The sequence below is a fragment of the Ensifer sp. Root278 genome (assembly GCF_001429285.1).
Classification (GTDB): Bacteria; Pseudomonadota; Alphaproteobacteria; order Rhizobiales; family Rhizobiaceae; genus Ensifer.
On the sequence record NZ_LMJJ01000044.1, the window covers coordinates 262,013 to 277,135 of the forward strand.

The window sequence follows — 15,123 nt, forward strand, 5'->3', positions numbered from 1 at the left end:
TGAAACCGAAAGTGAAATCGGGGCGGATTGCCTCGCTCGACAAATGCTTTACCAAGGCAGCGCAACGGGCGGGACATCCGCCCTTATCGGCTGAGGCGCCACAACGGGCGCGGGGACAAATCGGAGACGACTATGTGCGGTATTGTTGGCATCGTTGGCAACCAGCCGGTATCGGAGCGCCTGGTTGATGCGCTGAAGCGCCTCGAATACCGCGGCTATGATTCCGCCGGCGTTGCGACCATCAATGGTGGAGCGTTGGAGCGCCGGCGTGCCGAGGGCAAGCTCGTCAATCTCGAGATCCGGCTTCGCGAAGAGCCGCTCGCCGGCACGATCGGCATTGCGCACACGCGTTGGGCGACCCATGGCGCGCCGACCGAGCGCAACGCCCATCCGCACTTCACCGACGGTGTCGCCGTCGTCCACAACGGCATCATTGAGAACTTTGCCGATTTGAAGGACGAACTGATCGCCGACGGCGCCAAGTTCGAGACGGACACCGACACCGAGGTCGTGGCACATCTGCTCTCCAGGTTCCGCCGCGAGGGCCTTGGCCGGCGCGAGGCGATGCATGCGATGCTCAAGCGGGTCACCGGCGCATATGCGCTCGCCGTGCTCTTTGAGGACGACCCGTCGACGATCATGGCGGCGCGCAACGGACCGCCGCTGGCGATCGGCCACGGCAAGGGCGAGATGTTCCTCGGCTCCGACGCGATCGCGCTTTCGCCCTTCACCAACGAGATCACCTATCTGATCGATGGTGACTGGGCGGTGATCGGCGCAAACGGCGTGCATATCTTCGATCTCGCCGGCAATGCCATCGACCGTCCGCGGCAGATCTCGTCGGCCGCCGCCTATATGATCGACAAGGGCAACCACCGGCATTTCATGGAGAAGGAGATCTATGAGCAGCCGGAGGTGATCGCGCACGCGCTCAGTCACTACGTCGATTTTGCCGGCAACCGCATCAAGGCACTCGGCGACACGATCGATTTTGCCAAGGTTCCGAGTCTCGCAATCTCCGCTTGCGGCACGGCCTATCTTGCCGGCCTCGTCGGCAAATACTGGTTCGAGCGCTATGCCCGCCTGCCGGTGGAAATCGACGTCGCTTCCGAGTTCCGCTATCGCGAAATCCCGTTGTCGCCGCAGTCGGCAGCACTGTTCATCTCGCAGTCGGGCGAAACCGCCGACACGCTGGCTTCGCTGCGCTATTGCAAGGAGCTGGGCTTAAAGATCGGCGCCGTCGTCAATACGCGCGAATCGACGATCGCCCGCGAGTCGGACGCCGTGTTCCCGATCCTCGCCGGTCCGGAGATCGGTGTCGCCTCCACCAAGGCCTTCACCTGCCAGCTCGCGGTGCTGGCGTCGCTCGCGATCGGCGCCGGACGCGCCCGCGGCACGGTCAGTGCAGACGAGGAGCAGGTGCTGGTTCGCTCTCTCGCCGAAATGCCGCGTATCATGGGCCAGGTGCTGAACGCGATCCAGCCGCAGATCGAGCTTCTGTCGCGCGAGCTGTCGAAGTGCCGCGACGTGCTCTATCTCGGCCGCGGCACCAGCTTCCCGCTGGCGATGGAAGGCGCGCTGAAGCTCAAGGAGATCTCCTATATCCACGCCGAAGGTTATGCCGCCGGCGAGCTGAAGCATGGACCGATCGCGCTGATCGATGAAAACATGCCGGTCATCGTCATCGCGCCGCACGACCGCTTCTATGAGAAGACGGTCTCCAACATGCAGGAAGTGGCTGCGCGCGGTGGCCGGATCATCCTGATCACCGACGAGAAGGGGGCCGCCGCCTCCAAGCTCGAAACGATGGCGACGATCGTGCTGCCAAATGTCGACGAGGTCGTCGCGCCGATGATCTTTTCTCTGCCGATCCAGCTGCTTGCCTACCACACCGCGGTGTTCATGGGCACAGACGTCGACCAGCCCCGCAACCTCGCCAAATCGGTGACCGTTGAGTGATCTACGTCCGGCATGAGCGCCCAGGAGATGAGAAGGGGATCCGCGAGGTGACCGCGGCCGCCTTCGAAGGGCATCCGCACAGTGATCAGAGCGAGCCCCTCATCATCGAACGCCTGCGCGAAGCCGGGGCGCTCAGCGTGTCTTTGGTTGCCGAGATGAACGACGAGATTGTCGGGCACGTCGCCTTCTCGCCCGTCACTCTGACGCCGGCAGAATCCGGCTGGTTCGGGCTTGGGCCTGTGTCGGTCAAGCCGGACGTTCAGGCACAGGGCATCGGCAGGCAGTTGATCCGCGAGGGCCTCGAATGGCTGCGTGCCGAGGGTGCCTCTGGCTGCGTCGTCGTCGGCGATCCTGCCTATTATCAAAAGTTCGGTTTCCGCAACGAATCGGCTCTTGTATTCCCCGGTTGTGCGCCGCAATATTTCATGGCGCTGGCTCTTTCCAGCGCGATGGCGGCTGGCACGGTCGCCTATCATCCGGCCTTTGGGGCCGAGTGAGGTTAAGACGGAAGAAGCATGACGGAACACTCAAAACGCGGCTATATCGGCACCCGGCTGCGCAACTATTTCCTGACCGGCCTGATCGTCTGCGCACCGGTGGCGATCACCGTTTGGCTCGTGCGCACGTTCATCGATTGGGCCGATGGGTGGGTGAAGCCGTATCTGCCGAACTTCTACAATCCGGACACCTATTCGCCCGTAGCCATTCCCGGCTTCGGGTTGCTCGTTGCCATTTTCGTGATCACGTTCGTCGGCTTCATGACCGCAAACCTCGTCGGTCGGTCGATCGTCAATTTCGCCGAGTCCCTGGTCAATCGAACGCCGCTCGTCCGTACGATCTACAAGGCAACGAAACAGATCTTCCAGACGGTGCTGCAGGAACAGTCGTCGTCCTTCAAGAAGGCAGGGCTGATCGAGTATCCGAGCCCCGGCCTCTGGTCGCTCGTGTTCATTGCGACCGACGTTAAAGGCGAGATCGCATCCAAGTTCGACGATCGTGGCATGGACATGGTGGCGGTGTTCCTGCCACCGACTCCGATCCCCACTGCCGGCTTTCTGCTGTTTGTTGCGCGCGACAAGATCATACCGCTTGAGATGAGCGCGGAAGATGCAGCCAAGCTGCTGATTTCCGGCGGCTTGGTGACGCCCGACTACAAGCCGCTCGCCAACGCGCCGCTGAAGATCAGCCAGCAGAAAACCGCCTGACATCGAGGCACACTTCGGGACGGAAACCGGCTCACGCTTTCTCGCCTCTAGCCGGCGCGCAGGAAGCGGATCGCCTCGTCGCGTCGGTAGAGATAGAGCAGCGTCCGGAGTGCTTCACCGCGTTCCGACGTCAGATCTGGGTCGCGCTCGATCACATAGGCGGCGTCCTTCCGCGCGATTTCCAACAGGTCGCCATGGGCTTCCAGGCTGGCGATGCGGAAGCCCGGCGTGCCCGACTGGCGCGTGCCGAGCAACTCGCCTTCGCCGCGCAGCTTCAAGTCTTCCTCGGCGATCAGGAAGCCGTCCTCGCTGTCGCGCAGGATCGAGAGCCGTGATCGGCCATTTTCGCTGAGCGGTCCCTTGTAGAGCAGGATGCAGGTCGAAGCCTCATCGCCCCGGCCAACGCGGCCGCGCAATTGATGAAGCTGGGCAAGGCCGAAGCGTTCCGCATGTTCGATCACCATGATCGTCGCATCGGGCACGTCGACGCCGACTTCCACGACGGTGGTGGCGACCAGCAAGCGGATCTCGCCATTCTTGAAGGCGAGCATGACTGCATCTTTCTCCGCCCCATTCATGCGACCGTGTACGAGGCCGACGGTGTTGCCGAAGCGTTTGGCGAGGCCTTCGTACCTCTCTTCCGCCGACATGACGTCGACTGCTTCCGACTCCTCGACAAGCGGGCAGATCCAATAGGCCTTTTTGCCTTCGCGAAGCGCTGCATCCAGCCGTTCGACGATATCGCCGGTACGCTCCGTCGGAATCGTCACGGTCTGGATCGGCTTCCGCCCGGCAGGCTTCTCAGTCAGCTTCGAGACATCCATGTCGCCGAAGGCCGCGAGCACCAGCGTACGCGGGATCGGTGTTGCCGTCATGACGAGCATATGCGGCGAGATTCCCTTGGCGGTCAGGCGCAGGCGCTGGTGAACGCCGAAACGATGCTGCTCGTCCACCACCGCCAGCGTCAATTCTCTATAGTTCACCGTATCCTGGAAAAGTGCGTGCGTACCGATCACCATCCGCGTCTCGCCGGATGCGATGCGATCAAGGATTGCATCGCGTTCCTTGCCCTTGGTGCGGCCAGTCAGGACGTCAATCGTGATGCCGGCCGGGGCGGCCATCCTGGCAAGGGTCGCATGGTGTTGCCGGGCGAGGATTTCCGTCGGTGCCATCAGCACGGCCTGGCCGCCGGATTCGACCGCTGCGAGCATCGCCATCAGCGCCACCATCGTCTTGCCGGAGCCGACGTCGCCCTGCAGCAGCCGCAGCATGCGTTCGGTGCCTGCCATATCCTTGAGGATGTCGGCAATAGCCGTGGACTGGCTCGCCGTCAGCGAAAAGGGAAGGGCGTCGATGACCGGGCGGGAGAGCGCGCCGGTAGCATGGACCGGAATGCCTGCGACCTTGCGCAGACGTTGCCGGACCAGTGCCAATGACAGTTGCCCGGCAAGAAATTCGTCATAGGCCAGGCGGCGGCGCGCGGGTGCCTGGGGATCGATATCCGTTGCATCCCGGGGATCATGCAGCGCTCGGAAACTCTCGGCCGCACTGGCGAAGCCCTGCTTGGTGAGCAGCGCATCGTCCACCCATTCCGGCATTTCCGGGACGCGGGCGACAGCCGCCTCGATCGACTTGCGCAAGGTCCGGGGCGAAAGTCCGGCGGTCAGACCATAGACCGGTTCGACCAGCGGCAGGTTTTCCGCCTCGCTTGCGCGGACCGCGTAGTCTGGATGGACCATCGAAGGCCGGCCGTTGAACCAGTCGACCTTGCCGCTGACGATCACCGTCTCATCCACCGGCAGCGATTTCTCCAGCCAATTGCCTTTGACCCGGAAGTAGGTGAGCGCCAGTTCGCCGGTTTCGTCATGCAGGAAGACGCGGTAGGGCAGGTTTGGTTTGCCGCGCGGCGGTGGCTGATGGCGATCGACCCGGCCGGTAATGGTGACGATTACCCCTTGCGGCGCATGGGCAATGCCGGGCTGCTGGCGACGGTCGATCAGCGAATGCGGCGCATGGAAGACAAGATCGACGACACGGCAATCCTCGATCGTTTCGCGGCCGAGCAGCTTGGCATAGAGCTCGCCGATCTTCGGGCCGATGCCGGGAAGCGTGTCGAGCGGTGAGAAGAGCGGGTCGAGCAGGGCGGGACGCATGGTGATGAAATTGCGATGATAAATCGGGCTTTGGCAAGGCTGACAATCACCAATTCAGAGTTTATAGAGCCCATTGACGACAAACCGTAGCCTAGAGCGTCCCGCTTTCAAGTGGTATCACTGAAGGCGACAAGGTGCTCTGGAATCAAAGCGCTGGAGCGTCCCTCGCGTGTTCGTCCGAATGCGCGGCGCTCTCCTGCATGTTTCCTTTCTCCCTAAATCCAATCCGGTTTAGGGACAAAAACATGCAGCAATCTAAAGTGCTACAGCGACTTTCGTGCGCCTTGGAAGACGCGCGGCGCGGTAGCGGGCGGCAGGAAGGAATTTCCATGACTGGCATCTCACGCACCAGCGCCGATCTCGATCCGCGGCGACGGCGGATCCTGTTCCGCGCCTGGCATCGCGGCATCCGCGAGATGGACCTGATCCTCGGGCAGTTTGCAGAGGCCGAGCTTTCGGTGCTTTCCGAAGTGGAGCTCGATGAACTCGAGACGATCATGCGCGAAGAGGACAATGATCTCGTCAGGTGGATCACCGGTGAACAACCTCTGCCCGTTCGCTATCAGACGCCGATGTTCGAGCGCATTGCCGCCTATCGTCCGGATTTCGACAAGCTTCCCGAAGGGATGAAATAGAGCGATGATGCTGGTTGGCCTTGATCCGAAGAAGATTGTCGAAGCACAACGAGAGATCACGATCGGCCCGGTTCCATCAGGCGCCGAGGCACTGGTTCTCGCCGAGCTCGCGCGGGCGGGCCAGCCGGTCGCCTATATTCTCTCGGATGGTCAACGGATCGCGGATCTTGAGCAGGTTCTCGGCTTCGTGGCACCCGATATCCCGGTATTGACGCTGCCGGGCTGGGACTGCCTTCCCTATGACCGCGTGTCGCCAAGCGCCGACACGTCAGCGCGGCGTCTCGCGGCGCTCAGTGCGCTCATCGCGCACAAGAAGAAACCGCATGCAGCGATCGTGCTGGTGACGATCAACGCTGCCCTGCAGAAGATCTCGCCGCAGAATGTGATCGAGAGTCTGGCGTTTTCGGCCCGCCCGGGCAACCAGGTGCGCATGGATGACATCGCGATGCGGCTCGAGCGCAATGGTTTCGAGCGCGTCGCGACGGTGCGTGAGGTTGGCGAATATGCCGTGCGCGGCGGCATCCTCGATGTCTTCGTGCCCGGCAGCGGCGAACCTTTGCGCCTCGACTTCTTCGGCGATACGTTGGAGACCATCCGCTCCTTCGATCCCGCAAGCCAGCGCACGACCGGCCAGGTCCGCTCTCTCGATCTCAACCCGATGAGCGAGGTGTCGCTGACGCCGGAGACGATCAGCCATTTCCGCAAGCAGTATCTGTCGCTTTTCGGCGCGACCACCCGCGACGATGCGCTCTACCAGGCCGTATCCGAAGGGCGGCGTTATGCCGGCATGGAGCACTGGCTGCCGCTCTTTTATGACGGGCTGGAGACGGTCTTCGACTATCTCCATGGTTTCCGCATCGTCACCGATCATCTGGCGCGTGAAGCTGCGGCCGAACGCTCGAAGCTCATTCTCGACTATTACGATGCCCGTCTGGCATCGGCCTCTCCCGGCAAATCGCAGACGACCCAGGGCACGCCCTATAAGCCGGTTCCGCCGGAACTGCTCTATCTGAATTCGCAGGGCTTCAATGCTGCACTGACCTCGCGCGACGCTATTCGTCTGTCGCCTTTCAACGAGCATGAAGGCGAAGCCCGGCAGGTGATATCGGTCGACGCGCGCCAGGGCATGCGCTGGGCCAAGTCGGCCGGCGAGGGCGAGACCGATAGCGAGCGCGTCAACGTCTTCGACCAGGCGGTCAAGTACATCGCCGAGCGGCGCTCGAAGGGCGCCAAGGTGGTCATTTCGGGCTGGAGCGAGGGATCGCTGGACCGCCTGTTGCAGGTGCTTGCCGAGCACGGACTCGGCAACATCAAGCCGATCAAGGCGCTGGCCGAGGTCAAGAGCCTGAAGCCGGGCGAGGCGGGATCGACCGTCCTCAGCATCGAGGCCGGCTTCGAGACCGGCGATCTCGTGATCATCGGCGAACAGGATATCCTGGGCGACCGCATGGTACGCCGTTCGAGGCGCCGCAAGCGCGGGGCCGACTTCATCGCCGAAGTCGCGGGCCTCGACGAGGGCAGCTACGTCGTGCATGCCGAACACGGCATTGGCCGGTTTGTCGGCTTGCGCACCATCGAAGCCGTCGGCGCACCGCATGATTGCCTCGAGCTCGTCTATGCCGACAATGCCAAGCTGTTCCTGCCGGTCGAAAACATCGAGCTTCTGTCGCGCTATGGAGCAGAAGGGACCGATGCGATCCTCGACAAGCTTGGTGGCGTCGCCTGGCAGGCACGCAAGGCCAAGCTCAAGAAGCGCCTGCTGGACATGGCAGGCGGTCTCATCCGTATCGCCGCCGAACGCCACACGCGTCGGGCACCGGTTCTTGCAGCGCAGGATGGCGTCTATGACGAATTCGCCGCGCGCTTCCCCTATGATGAGACCGAGGACCAGCTGAACTCGATCGAGGCCGTGCGCGACGATCTCGGCAGCGGCCGCCCGATGGACCGCCTCGTCTGCGGCGACGTCGGCTTCGGCAAGACGGAAGTTGCACTGCGTGCCGCCTTCATCGCGGCCATGAACGGCGTACAGGTCGCCGTCGTCGTGCCGACGACGCTGCTGGCGCGCCAGCATTTCAAGACCTTCTCCGAGCGTTTCCGCGGTCTGCCGATCCGCATCCAGCAGGCATCCCGCCTCGTTGGATCGAAGGAATTGGCGTTGACCAAGAAGGAGGTGGCGGACGGAAAGACCGACGTCGTCGTCGGCACCCACGCGCTGCTTGGCACGTCGGTCAATTTCGCCAATCTCGGCCTTCTGATCATCGACGAAGAGCAGCACTTTGGCGTCAAGCACAAGGAGCGGCTGAAGGAGCTGAAGTCGGATGTCCACGTGCTGACGCTTTCGGCAACGCCGATCCCGCGCACGCTTCAGCTGGCGCTGACCGGCGTTCGCGAATTGTCGCTGATCACCACGCCGCCGGTCGACCGCATGGCGGTGCGCACCTTCATCTCACCCTTCGACGCGCTGGTGATTCGCGAAACGCTGATGCGCGAGCATTATCGCGGCGGCCAGAGCTTCTATGTCTGCCCGCGCCTGAGTGACCTCTCGGAGATCCACGACTTCCTGAAATCGGACGTTCCGGAATTGAAGGTAGCGGTTGCTCACGGCCAGATGCCGGCAACCGAGCTCGAAGACATCATGAACGCCTTCTACGATGGGCGTTACGATGTGCTGCTTTCGACGACGATCGTCGAATCCGGTCTCGACGTGCCGACGGCCAATACGCTGATCGTGCACCGCGCCGACATGTTCGGACTTGCGCAGCTCTACCAGCTGCGCGGTCGTGTCGGCCGCTCGAAGGTGCGTGCCTTCGCGCTTTTCACGCTTCCGGTAAACAAGACGCTGACGGGACCTGCCGAACGACGGCTGAAGGTGCTGCAGTCGCTCGACACGCTCGGTGCCGGCTTCCAGCTGGCGAGCCACGACCTCGATATTCGCGGCGCCGGCAACCTGCTCGGCGAGGAACAGTCGGGCCATATCAAGGAGGTCGGCTTCGAGCTTTACCAGCAGATGCTGGAAGAGGCGGTCGCCGAGCTCAAGGGTGAAGAAGAAATCCACGATACCGGTTGGTCGCCGCAGATCTCGGTCGGAACCCCGGTCATGATCCCCGAACACTACGTGCCGGATCTGCATCTGAGGCTCGGTCTCTATCGCCGCCTCGGGGAACTGACGGATCTCAAGGAGATCGACGGCTTCGGCGCCGAAATGATCGACCGCTTCGGCCCGTTGCCGATCGAGGTCCAGCACCTCTTGAAGATCGTCTACATCAAGTCGCTGTGCCGTACGGCGAATGTCGAGAAGCTCGATGCCGGGCCGAAGGGTGTCGTGGTGCAGTTCCGCAACAAGGAATTCCCGAACCCGGCCGCGCTCGTCGGTTACATCGCCAAGCAGGGTACGCTTGTGAAGATCCGGCCGGACCACAGCATCTTCTTCCAAAGGGAACTGGCAACGCCGGAGAAGCGTCTTTCGGGCGCTGCGATGGTGATGACGCAGCTCGCAGGGTTGGCGAAATAGCCTATGCAGGCATCGCGCTGCCGCGTGATGCGGCAGCGTCAGCGTTCGCGGCGGCTCAGTTCGGCTTGCCGCTTGCCTTCATCTCGGCGATTTCGCGCAGCGCATTCGTCAACACGTCGACGGATTGCGCTCCCATCACGGCATATTGCCCTTCGAGGATGAAGCAGGGGACACCGGTCACGCCCATCTCGCGGGCCAAACCGACCTCTTCCTTGACCGCGTCCTTATCGGCGTCGGAGGTCAGCAACGCCGCGATGACGGGACGGTCGAGACCGGCCTTCTCGGCGATATCCAGAAGCACGGCGTGATCGCCGACATTGCGGCCTTCCTCGAAATTCGCCTTGAACAGCATGCCGACGACGGCCGTCTGCGCTGCCTCGCCGCTGGTTGCAGCCCAGCGGACGAGCCGATGCGCGTCGAGCGTGTTCGGGCTGATCTTCACGGCGTCAAAGTCGAAGGCGATGCCCTCGGCGTTTCCGAGTTCGCGCAGCATATCATGGGCGCGATCGACCGCCGCCTGGCCACCGAGCTTTGCCGCCAGGTGCTGCTTGTGGTCGACGCCTTCCGGCGGCAGGTCGGGATTGAGCTGATAGGGACGCCAGTTGACGGTGACGAGCACGTCGGGGACGTTGGTGATCGCCTGATCCAGCCTTGCCTTGCCCAGATAGCACCAGGGGCAGACGACGTCCGAGACGATATCGATGCTGACGGTTTGCATGGTGCGGGTGCCTTTCCTTGTTTTGGTATGTCGGCGAGATAAGCCGGTTTTATCCGGCTTTCAATGCGTTACCAAAAGGGAACCAACCCTCTATTGGGCGTTTTGATCCCACCAGGCCGGAAGCTGATAGCCATAAAGCGGCAACACATCGGGGCGGCCGATGTGCTTGCGTCGGGCCACCCACTGTGCGTCCAGATGATAGAGCGGAACCAGGTAGGAATTGTTGATCAGCAGCCGGTCGTGGGCGCGCACGGCAGCCGTGAAATCCTCGGTCGTGCGGGCCTGGAGAATGTTGTTGATCATGCGGTCGACATCCTTGTCGGCAACGCCGGCAAAGTTGTCGCTGCCCTGCCGATCCCTGGCCTGGGAGGACCAGCGCCCGGCCTGTTCGATGCCGGGTGACAACGTCGACGGGAAGGACTTGATGATCACGTCATAGTCGAAGGACTGACTGCGCTGCTGGTATTGCGAATCGTCGACGGTGCGCACCGACACCTGGATGCCCAGCGGCGCGAGGAAGCGCTGGTAGGCGAGGGCGATCTTTTCCTGGCCCGCGTTCTGGCTCATGATCTCGAAGGCGAGCGGCGCGCCCTTGGCGTCCACCATCTTGCCGTCCTTGATCTGGAAGCCCGCCTCTCGCATCAGCGAGACGGCGACGCGCAGCACGTTGCGATCGCGCCCGGAGGCGTCGGTCACCGGCAGCCGGTAGGTGCCATCGAGGATTGCCGGATTGATGCGATCGCGCGCATCGCCGATGAGGCCGAGTTCGCGGTCGTCTGCCGGTGCGCCGAGGAAACTCAGCGTCGAGTTCTGCCAATAGCTCTGGGTGCGCGTGTAGGCACCATCGAAGAGGTTCTTGTTGACCCACTCGAAGTCGAACACCAGCGCCAGACCCTGGCGGAGCTTGAGATTGTCGAACATCGGCTTGCGGGTATTGAACACGATGCCGAGCATGCCCGAGGGCGTTTTCGGCTTGAAGGTCTCTTTGACGACGTCGCCGGAGCGGACCGCCGGGAAATCGTAGCCGCGTGCCCACTTGGTGGCGCTGCCTTCCGGATAGATGTCGATCTCGCCCTTCTTGAACGCCTCGAACAGCGAATTTTCCTGGAGGAAGTATTCGACCGAGATTTCGTCGTAATTATCCTGGCCGACCTTCGACGGCAGGTCCTTCGCCCAGTAGTCCGGGTTTCTCTTGTAGACGATGCGTTCGCCGGGCTTCACTTCAGTGACACGATAGGGGCCGGAGCCGAGCGGCGGTTTCAAGCTCGTCTGGTCGAAGCTTGCAACGTCGATGGCGTGTTTCGGCAGGACCGGCGAGAGGCCGAGCAGCAGCGGAAGCTCGCGGTCGGCTTCTTCGGTGAAGGTGAAGCGTACGCTGCGGTCACCGACCTTCTCCATCTTCGCCACCTTGGTCAGGCGGTTGCTGAAGGGGACACGTCCCTTGTCGCGCATCAGTTCGAAGCTGAAGATCACGTCTTCAGCGGTGACCGGCTGCCCATCGGCCCAGCGGGCATTGGGGTTGAGGTTGAACTGGATGAAGGTCCGGTCGTCATCCCATTCAACCGATTCGGCGAGCAGGCCGTACATGGTGAAGGCTTCGTCGCGCGAGCGCTGCATCAGCGATTCGTAGACGAGGTTGCCGTATTCCGGATCCCACATGCCGCGCGCTGTCGTGCGCATGCTTTTCAGAATGAAGGGATTGAGGCTGTCGAAGCTGCCGACGACGCCGTAGGCGATCTTCCCGCCCTTTTTCACGTTCGGATTGACGTAGGGGAAGTTCTTGAAATCGGCTGGCAGCGCCGGCTCGCCGTGCATGGCAATGGCATGCACGGGCGCGGCTACCGCACCATTGCCGAACGAAGTGACGGTCATGAGCAGGGCCAGACCGGAAAGAAATGCACGCAAAGTCACCTCCCGTGAAGGGGTATCAACAGGCCGATTCCCTGAACGTTACCAATGGAGACCGATGAAGCCAACCGATCAGCCGCCCAAATTCCGCCCAGTAGCAAGTCAAAAAATGACAGGAAACACTGGATAATCGAAGCGAGCCAATGTAACAGGTGTTTCCGGAAACGGGGTCATGCATTTGCCTTATTTGGCCAACAGGACAACGGCGGCTGACGATACTCACCTGCGGAACGAACTGTTCCGTTACCGGATTTCAGGAGACGGAATCACAATGATCTTCAAGTCGAATTTTACCAAACGCTCGGCTATGGCAGCGCTGGCGCTCTCTGTAGCTGCTGCGGGCGTACCGAGTGTTGCATCCGCCCAGCAGGCGGGTGGCAAGCCGCCGCAGGGCTGGTTCAAGATCTGCACCAAGCAGGAAGACAATGACGTCTGCATCGTTCAGAACCTCCTGACCGCCAACAACGGCCAGCTCGTGACCGCCGTCGGCCTCATCACCGTAAGCGGCAAGGTCAACCGTAAGGTCCTGCAGGTTTCCGTACCGTCCGCACGCCTCATCCCGACGGGGGTCCAGATGCAGATCGACGGCGGCAAGCCGGTGAAGCTCGACTACGCAATCTGCATGCCGGACAAGTGCGTCGCCGAAGCGCCGCTGTCCGACCAGCTGATCGCCAGCCTGAAGAAGGGCAACGAGGTGGTCTTCACCTCGGTCAACTTCCAGCGCGCTCCGAACCCGATCAAGATGGCCCTCACGGGCTTCACCGGTATTTTCGACGGCGAGCCGATCGAGCAGTCGCAGCTCGAAGAGCGTCAGCGCCTTCTGCAGGAAGAAATGCAGAAGAAGGCGGAAGACGCCCGCAAGAAGCTCGAAGAAGCCCAGAAGGCTGCCAAGAAGAACTAAGCGATCTCTCGCTATTCCCAAAAAGAAACGCCCGGACTTAGCGTCCGGGCGTTTTTATTTGTCCGGGGCGAAAAGCCCTAGTGACGGAAAGCCGCCTTGGGCCTGTAGTGGCCGACGCCGTCCTTGTCGAACAGGGCATCGACTTGGGCGTGGCGCATCGGCCGGTCGCTGTCGTCGAACTCCAGGTTCTGCTCGGAAACGTAGGCGACATACTCGCTGTCGTCGTTTTCGGCGAACAGATGGTAGAAGGGTTGATCCTTGCTCGGGCGGATCTCCTGCGGAATGGCGTTCCACCATTCCTCGGTGTTGGCGTATTCCGGATCGACGTCGAAAATGACGCCTCGGAACGGGAAAATCCGATGGCGAACCACCTGTCCGATCTCGAATTTGGCGTTTCTTTGTTTCATGACGCAACACATCCTTTCAGGAGATTATCTGGGTTGGCGAACCCAAAACATCAATAGGGATCTCCCTTCCGCCCCGCGTTGGGCAATTGCGCTAGCTGTCCGGATAGACGCGCACAAGTTGCCGTCAACATAATATCACACAATTCGGCAAAGCGTGCCGCCCACCACAAGGTGCGGCGTTTCCAAGAGCGCGAGCATCAGCCGAAAAAGAAAGGCCGGCGACCTCGATCGAGGCGCCGGCCTTCTGCATGGGGTGCTTAGCTGGAAGCGGTGTTGCTGCCGGCCTGCATGGTCTTAGACCGAGTAGTACATGTCGTACTCGACCGGATGCGGCGTCATTTCGAAGCGCATCACTTCCTGCATCTTCAGTTCGATGAAGGAGTCGATCTGGTCGTCGTCGAACACGCCGCCGGCCGTCAGGTACTTGCGGTCCTTGTCGAGGCTTTCGAGCGCTTCGCGCAGCGAGCCGCAAACCGTCGGGATCTTCTTCAGCTCCTTCGGCGGCAGGTCGTAGAGGTCCTTGTCCATGGCCTTGCCCGGATGCAGCTTGTTCTTGATGCCGTCGAGGCCGGCCATCAGCATGGCTGCGAAGGCGAGGTAGGGGTTCGCGGTCGGGTCCGGGAAGCGGACTTCAACGCGCTTGGCCTTCGGGTTCGTGCCGAACGGAATGCGGCAGGAAGCCGAGCGGTTGCGTGCCGAATAGGCGAGCAGAACCGGTGCTTCGTAGCCCGGGACGAGACGCTTGTAGGAGTTCGTCGACGGGTTGGTGAAGGCATTCAGCGACTTGGCGTGCTTGATGATGCCGCCGATGAAGTAGAGGCAGGTTTCCGACAGGCCGGCATATTCGTCGCCTGCGAAGGTCGGCTTGCCGTCCTTCCAGATCGACAGATGCACGTGCATGCCCGAACCGTTGTCGCCGAAGATCGGCTTCGGCATGAAGGTTGCCGTCTTGCCGTAGGCGTTGGCGACCTGGTGCACGACGTACTTGTAGATCTGCATCTTGTCGGCGTTGCGCACCAGCGCGTCGAACTTGACGCCGAGCTCGTGCTGGGCGGCGGCCACTTCGTGGTGATGCTTTTCGACCGTTACGCCCATTTCGGACAGAACCGTCAGCATTTCCGAGCGCATGTCCTGGCAGCTGTCGATCGGCGGAACCGGGAAATAGCCGCCCTTGACGCGCGGGCGGTGGCCGAGGTTGCCGGTCTCATAGTCGGTGTCGTCGTTCGACGGCAGTTCCGAGGAGTCGAGCTTGAAGCCGGTGTTGTACGGATCGGCCTTGTACTTGACGTCGTCGAAGACGAAGAATTCGGCTTCCGGGCCGACGAAGACGGTGTCGCCGATACCCGATGCCTTGAGGTAGGCTTCCGCCTTCTTGGCCGTGCCGCGCGGGTCGCGGTTATAGGATTCGCCCGAAACCGGATCGAGAATGTCGCAGATGATGACCATCGTCGACTGCGCGAAGAACGGGTCCATATGCGCTGTTTCCGGATCGGGCATCAGCACCATGTCGGACTCGTTGATGGCCTTCCAGCCGCCAATCGAGGAGCCGTCGAACATGACGCCATCGGCGAACATGTCTTCGTCGACGCAGACCACATCCATCGTTACGTGCTGCAGCTTGCCCTTGGGATCGGTAAAGCGCAGGTCGACGAACTTGACGTCGTTGTCCTTGATTTGCTTCAGAATATCGCTTGCAGTCGTCATTTGCCGTTATTCCCTGTGTGAG

General features: G+C 61.7%; 11 protein-coding genes. 6 read left to right on the forward strand and 5 right to left on the reverse strand.

Annotation, left to right across the window (positions count from 1 at the left end):
- Window positions 1-132 precede the first annotated feature (132 nt).
- Genes glmS through ASE60_RS32930 form a run of 3 tightly spaced genes read left to right on the forward strand, consistent with a single transcriptional unit; the run spans window position 133 to window position 3,164 of the window.
- Window positions 133-1,959: a glutamine--fructose-6-phosphate transaminase (isomerizing) gene (gene glmS / locus ASE60_RS32920; protein WP_057255929.1), complete on the forward strand. Its 1,827-nt coding sequence runs from the start codon at window positions 133-135 to the stop codon at window positions 1,957-1,959.
- Window positions 1,959-2,456, forward strand: coding sequence for an N-acetyltransferase (locus tag ASE60_RS32925; RefSeq protein WP_057256082.1), 498 nt, complete (start codon window positions 1,959-1,961; stop codon window positions 2,454-2,456). The genes glmS and ASE60_RS32925 overlap by 1 nt, the downstream gene beginning before the upstream one ends.
- An 18-nt stretch (window positions 2,457-2,474) precedes the next feature.
- A complete protein-coding gene (locus ASE60_RS32930) occupies window positions 2,475-3,164 on the forward strand; it encodes a DUF502 domain-containing protein (protein WP_057255931.1) in 690 nt (229 codons plus the stop codon).
- A 47-nt stretch (window positions 3,165-3,211) separates the two neighbouring features.
- Here ASE60_RS32930 and recG read toward each other — a convergent pair whose 3' ends face one another.
- Entirely contained in the window at window positions 3,212-5,317 is a 2,106-nt protein-coding gene (gene recG, locus ASE60_RS32935; RefSeq protein WP_057255934.1) for an ATP-dependent DNA helicase RecG, read from the reverse strand.
- Between the two features lie 329 nt (window positions 5,318-5,646).
- Between recG and ASE60_RS32940 the strand changes: the two genes are divergently transcribed.
- Together ASE60_RS32940 and mfd are read left to right on the forward strand one after the other, a co-directional pair.
- Complete coding sequence (locus tag ASE60_RS32940; RefSeq protein WP_057255936.1) at window positions 5,647-5,952, forward strand: succinate dehydrogenase assembly factor 2; 306 nt, start codon at window positions 5,647-5,649, stop codon at window positions 5,950-5,952.
- 7 nt (window positions 5,953-5,959) lie between these two features.
- Complete coding sequence (mfd, locus tag ASE60_RS32945) at window positions 5,960-9,463, forward strand: transcription-repair coupling factor (protein WP_057256084.1); 3,504 nt, start codon at window positions 5,960-5,962, stop codon at window positions 9,461-9,463.
- 55 nt (window positions 9,464-9,518) lie between these two features.
- Here the strand turns inward: mfd and ASE60_RS32950 are convergent, their stop codons facing one another.
- Together ASE60_RS32950 and ASE60_RS32955 are read right to left on the reverse strand one after the other, a co-directional pair.
- Window positions 9,519-10,181 carry a DsbA family oxidoreductase gene (locus tag ASE60_RS32950; RefSeq protein WP_057255939.1) on the reverse strand — a complete coding sequence of 221 codons (663 nt, stop codon included), beginning with the start codon at window positions 10,179-10,181 and terminating at the stop codon, window positions 9,519-9,521.
- Window positions 10,182-10,271: 90 nt separating this feature from the next.
- Window positions 10,272-12,053 (reverse strand): extracellular solute-binding protein, encoded by a 1,782-nt coding sequence (locus tag ASE60_RS32955; protein WP_057256086.1) that lies wholly within the window; start codon window positions 12,051-12,053, stop codon window positions 10,272-10,274.
- Window positions 12,054-12,360: 307 nt separating this feature from the next.
- On the opposite strand from ASE60_RS32955, the gene ASE60_RS32960 reads away from it, so the two are divergent.
- Window positions 12,361-12,990 (forward strand): invasion associated locus B family protein, encoded by a 630-nt coding sequence (locus tag ASE60_RS32960; RefSeq protein ID WP_057255942.1) that lies wholly within the window; start codon window positions 12,361-12,363, stop codon window positions 12,988-12,990.
- A gap of 77 nt (window positions 12,991-13,067) precedes the next feature.
- Here ASE60_RS32960 and hspQ read toward each other — a convergent pair whose 3' ends face one another.
- Window positions 13,068-13,397, reverse strand: a complete 330-nt coding sequence (gene hspQ / locus ASE60_RS32965; protein WP_057255944.1) for a heat shock protein HspQ — start codon at window positions 13,395-13,397, stop codon at window positions 13,068-13,070.
- Window positions 13,398-13,691: 294 nt separating this feature from the next.
- Complete coding sequence (gene glnA / locus ASE60_RS32970) at window positions 13,692-15,101, reverse strand: type I glutamate--ammonia ligase (RefSeq protein WP_057255946.1); 1,410 nt, start codon at window positions 15,099-15,101, stop codon at window positions 13,692-13,694.
- Window positions 15,102-15,123: the final 22 nt, after the last annotated feature.

Coding starts and splice junctions, on each gene's coding strand:
- glmS (WP_057255929.1), top strand. CDS start 133: ATGTGCGGTATTGTTGGCATCGTTGGCAACCAGCCGGTATCGGAGCGC.
- ASE60_RS32930 (WP_057255931.1), top strand. CDS start 2,475: ATGACGGAACACTCAAAACGCGGCTATATCGGCACCCGGCTGCGCAAC.
- recG (WP_057255934.1), bottom strand. CDS start 5,317: ATGCGTCCCGCCCTGCTCGACCCGCTCTTCTCACCGCTCGACACGCTT.
- ASE60_RS32940 (WP_057255936.1), top strand. CDS start 5,647: ATGACTGGCATCTCACGCACCAGCGCCGATCTCGATCCGCGGCGACGG.
- mfd (WP_057256084.1), top strand. CDS start 5,960: ATGCTGGTTGGCCTTGATCCGAAGAAGATTGTCGAAGCACAACGAGAG.
- ASE60_RS32950 (WP_057255939.1), bottom strand. CDS start 10,181: ATGCAAACCGTCAGCATCGATATCGTCTCGGACGTCGTCTGCCCCTGG.
- ASE60_RS32955 (WP_057256086.1), bottom strand. CDS start 12,053: ATGACCGTCACTTCGTTCGGCAATGGTGCGGTAGCCGCGCCCGTGCAT.
- ASE60_RS32960 (WP_057255942.1), top strand. CDS start 12,361: ATGATCTTCAAGTCGAATTTTACCAAACGCTCGGCTATGGCAGCGCTG.
- hspQ (WP_057255944.1), bottom strand. CDS start 13,397: ATGAAACAAAGAAACGCCAAATTCGAGATCGGACAGGTGGTTCGCCAT.
- glnA (WP_057255946.1), bottom strand. CDS start 15,101: ATGACGACTGCAAGCGATATTCTGAAGCAAATCAAGGACAACGACGTC.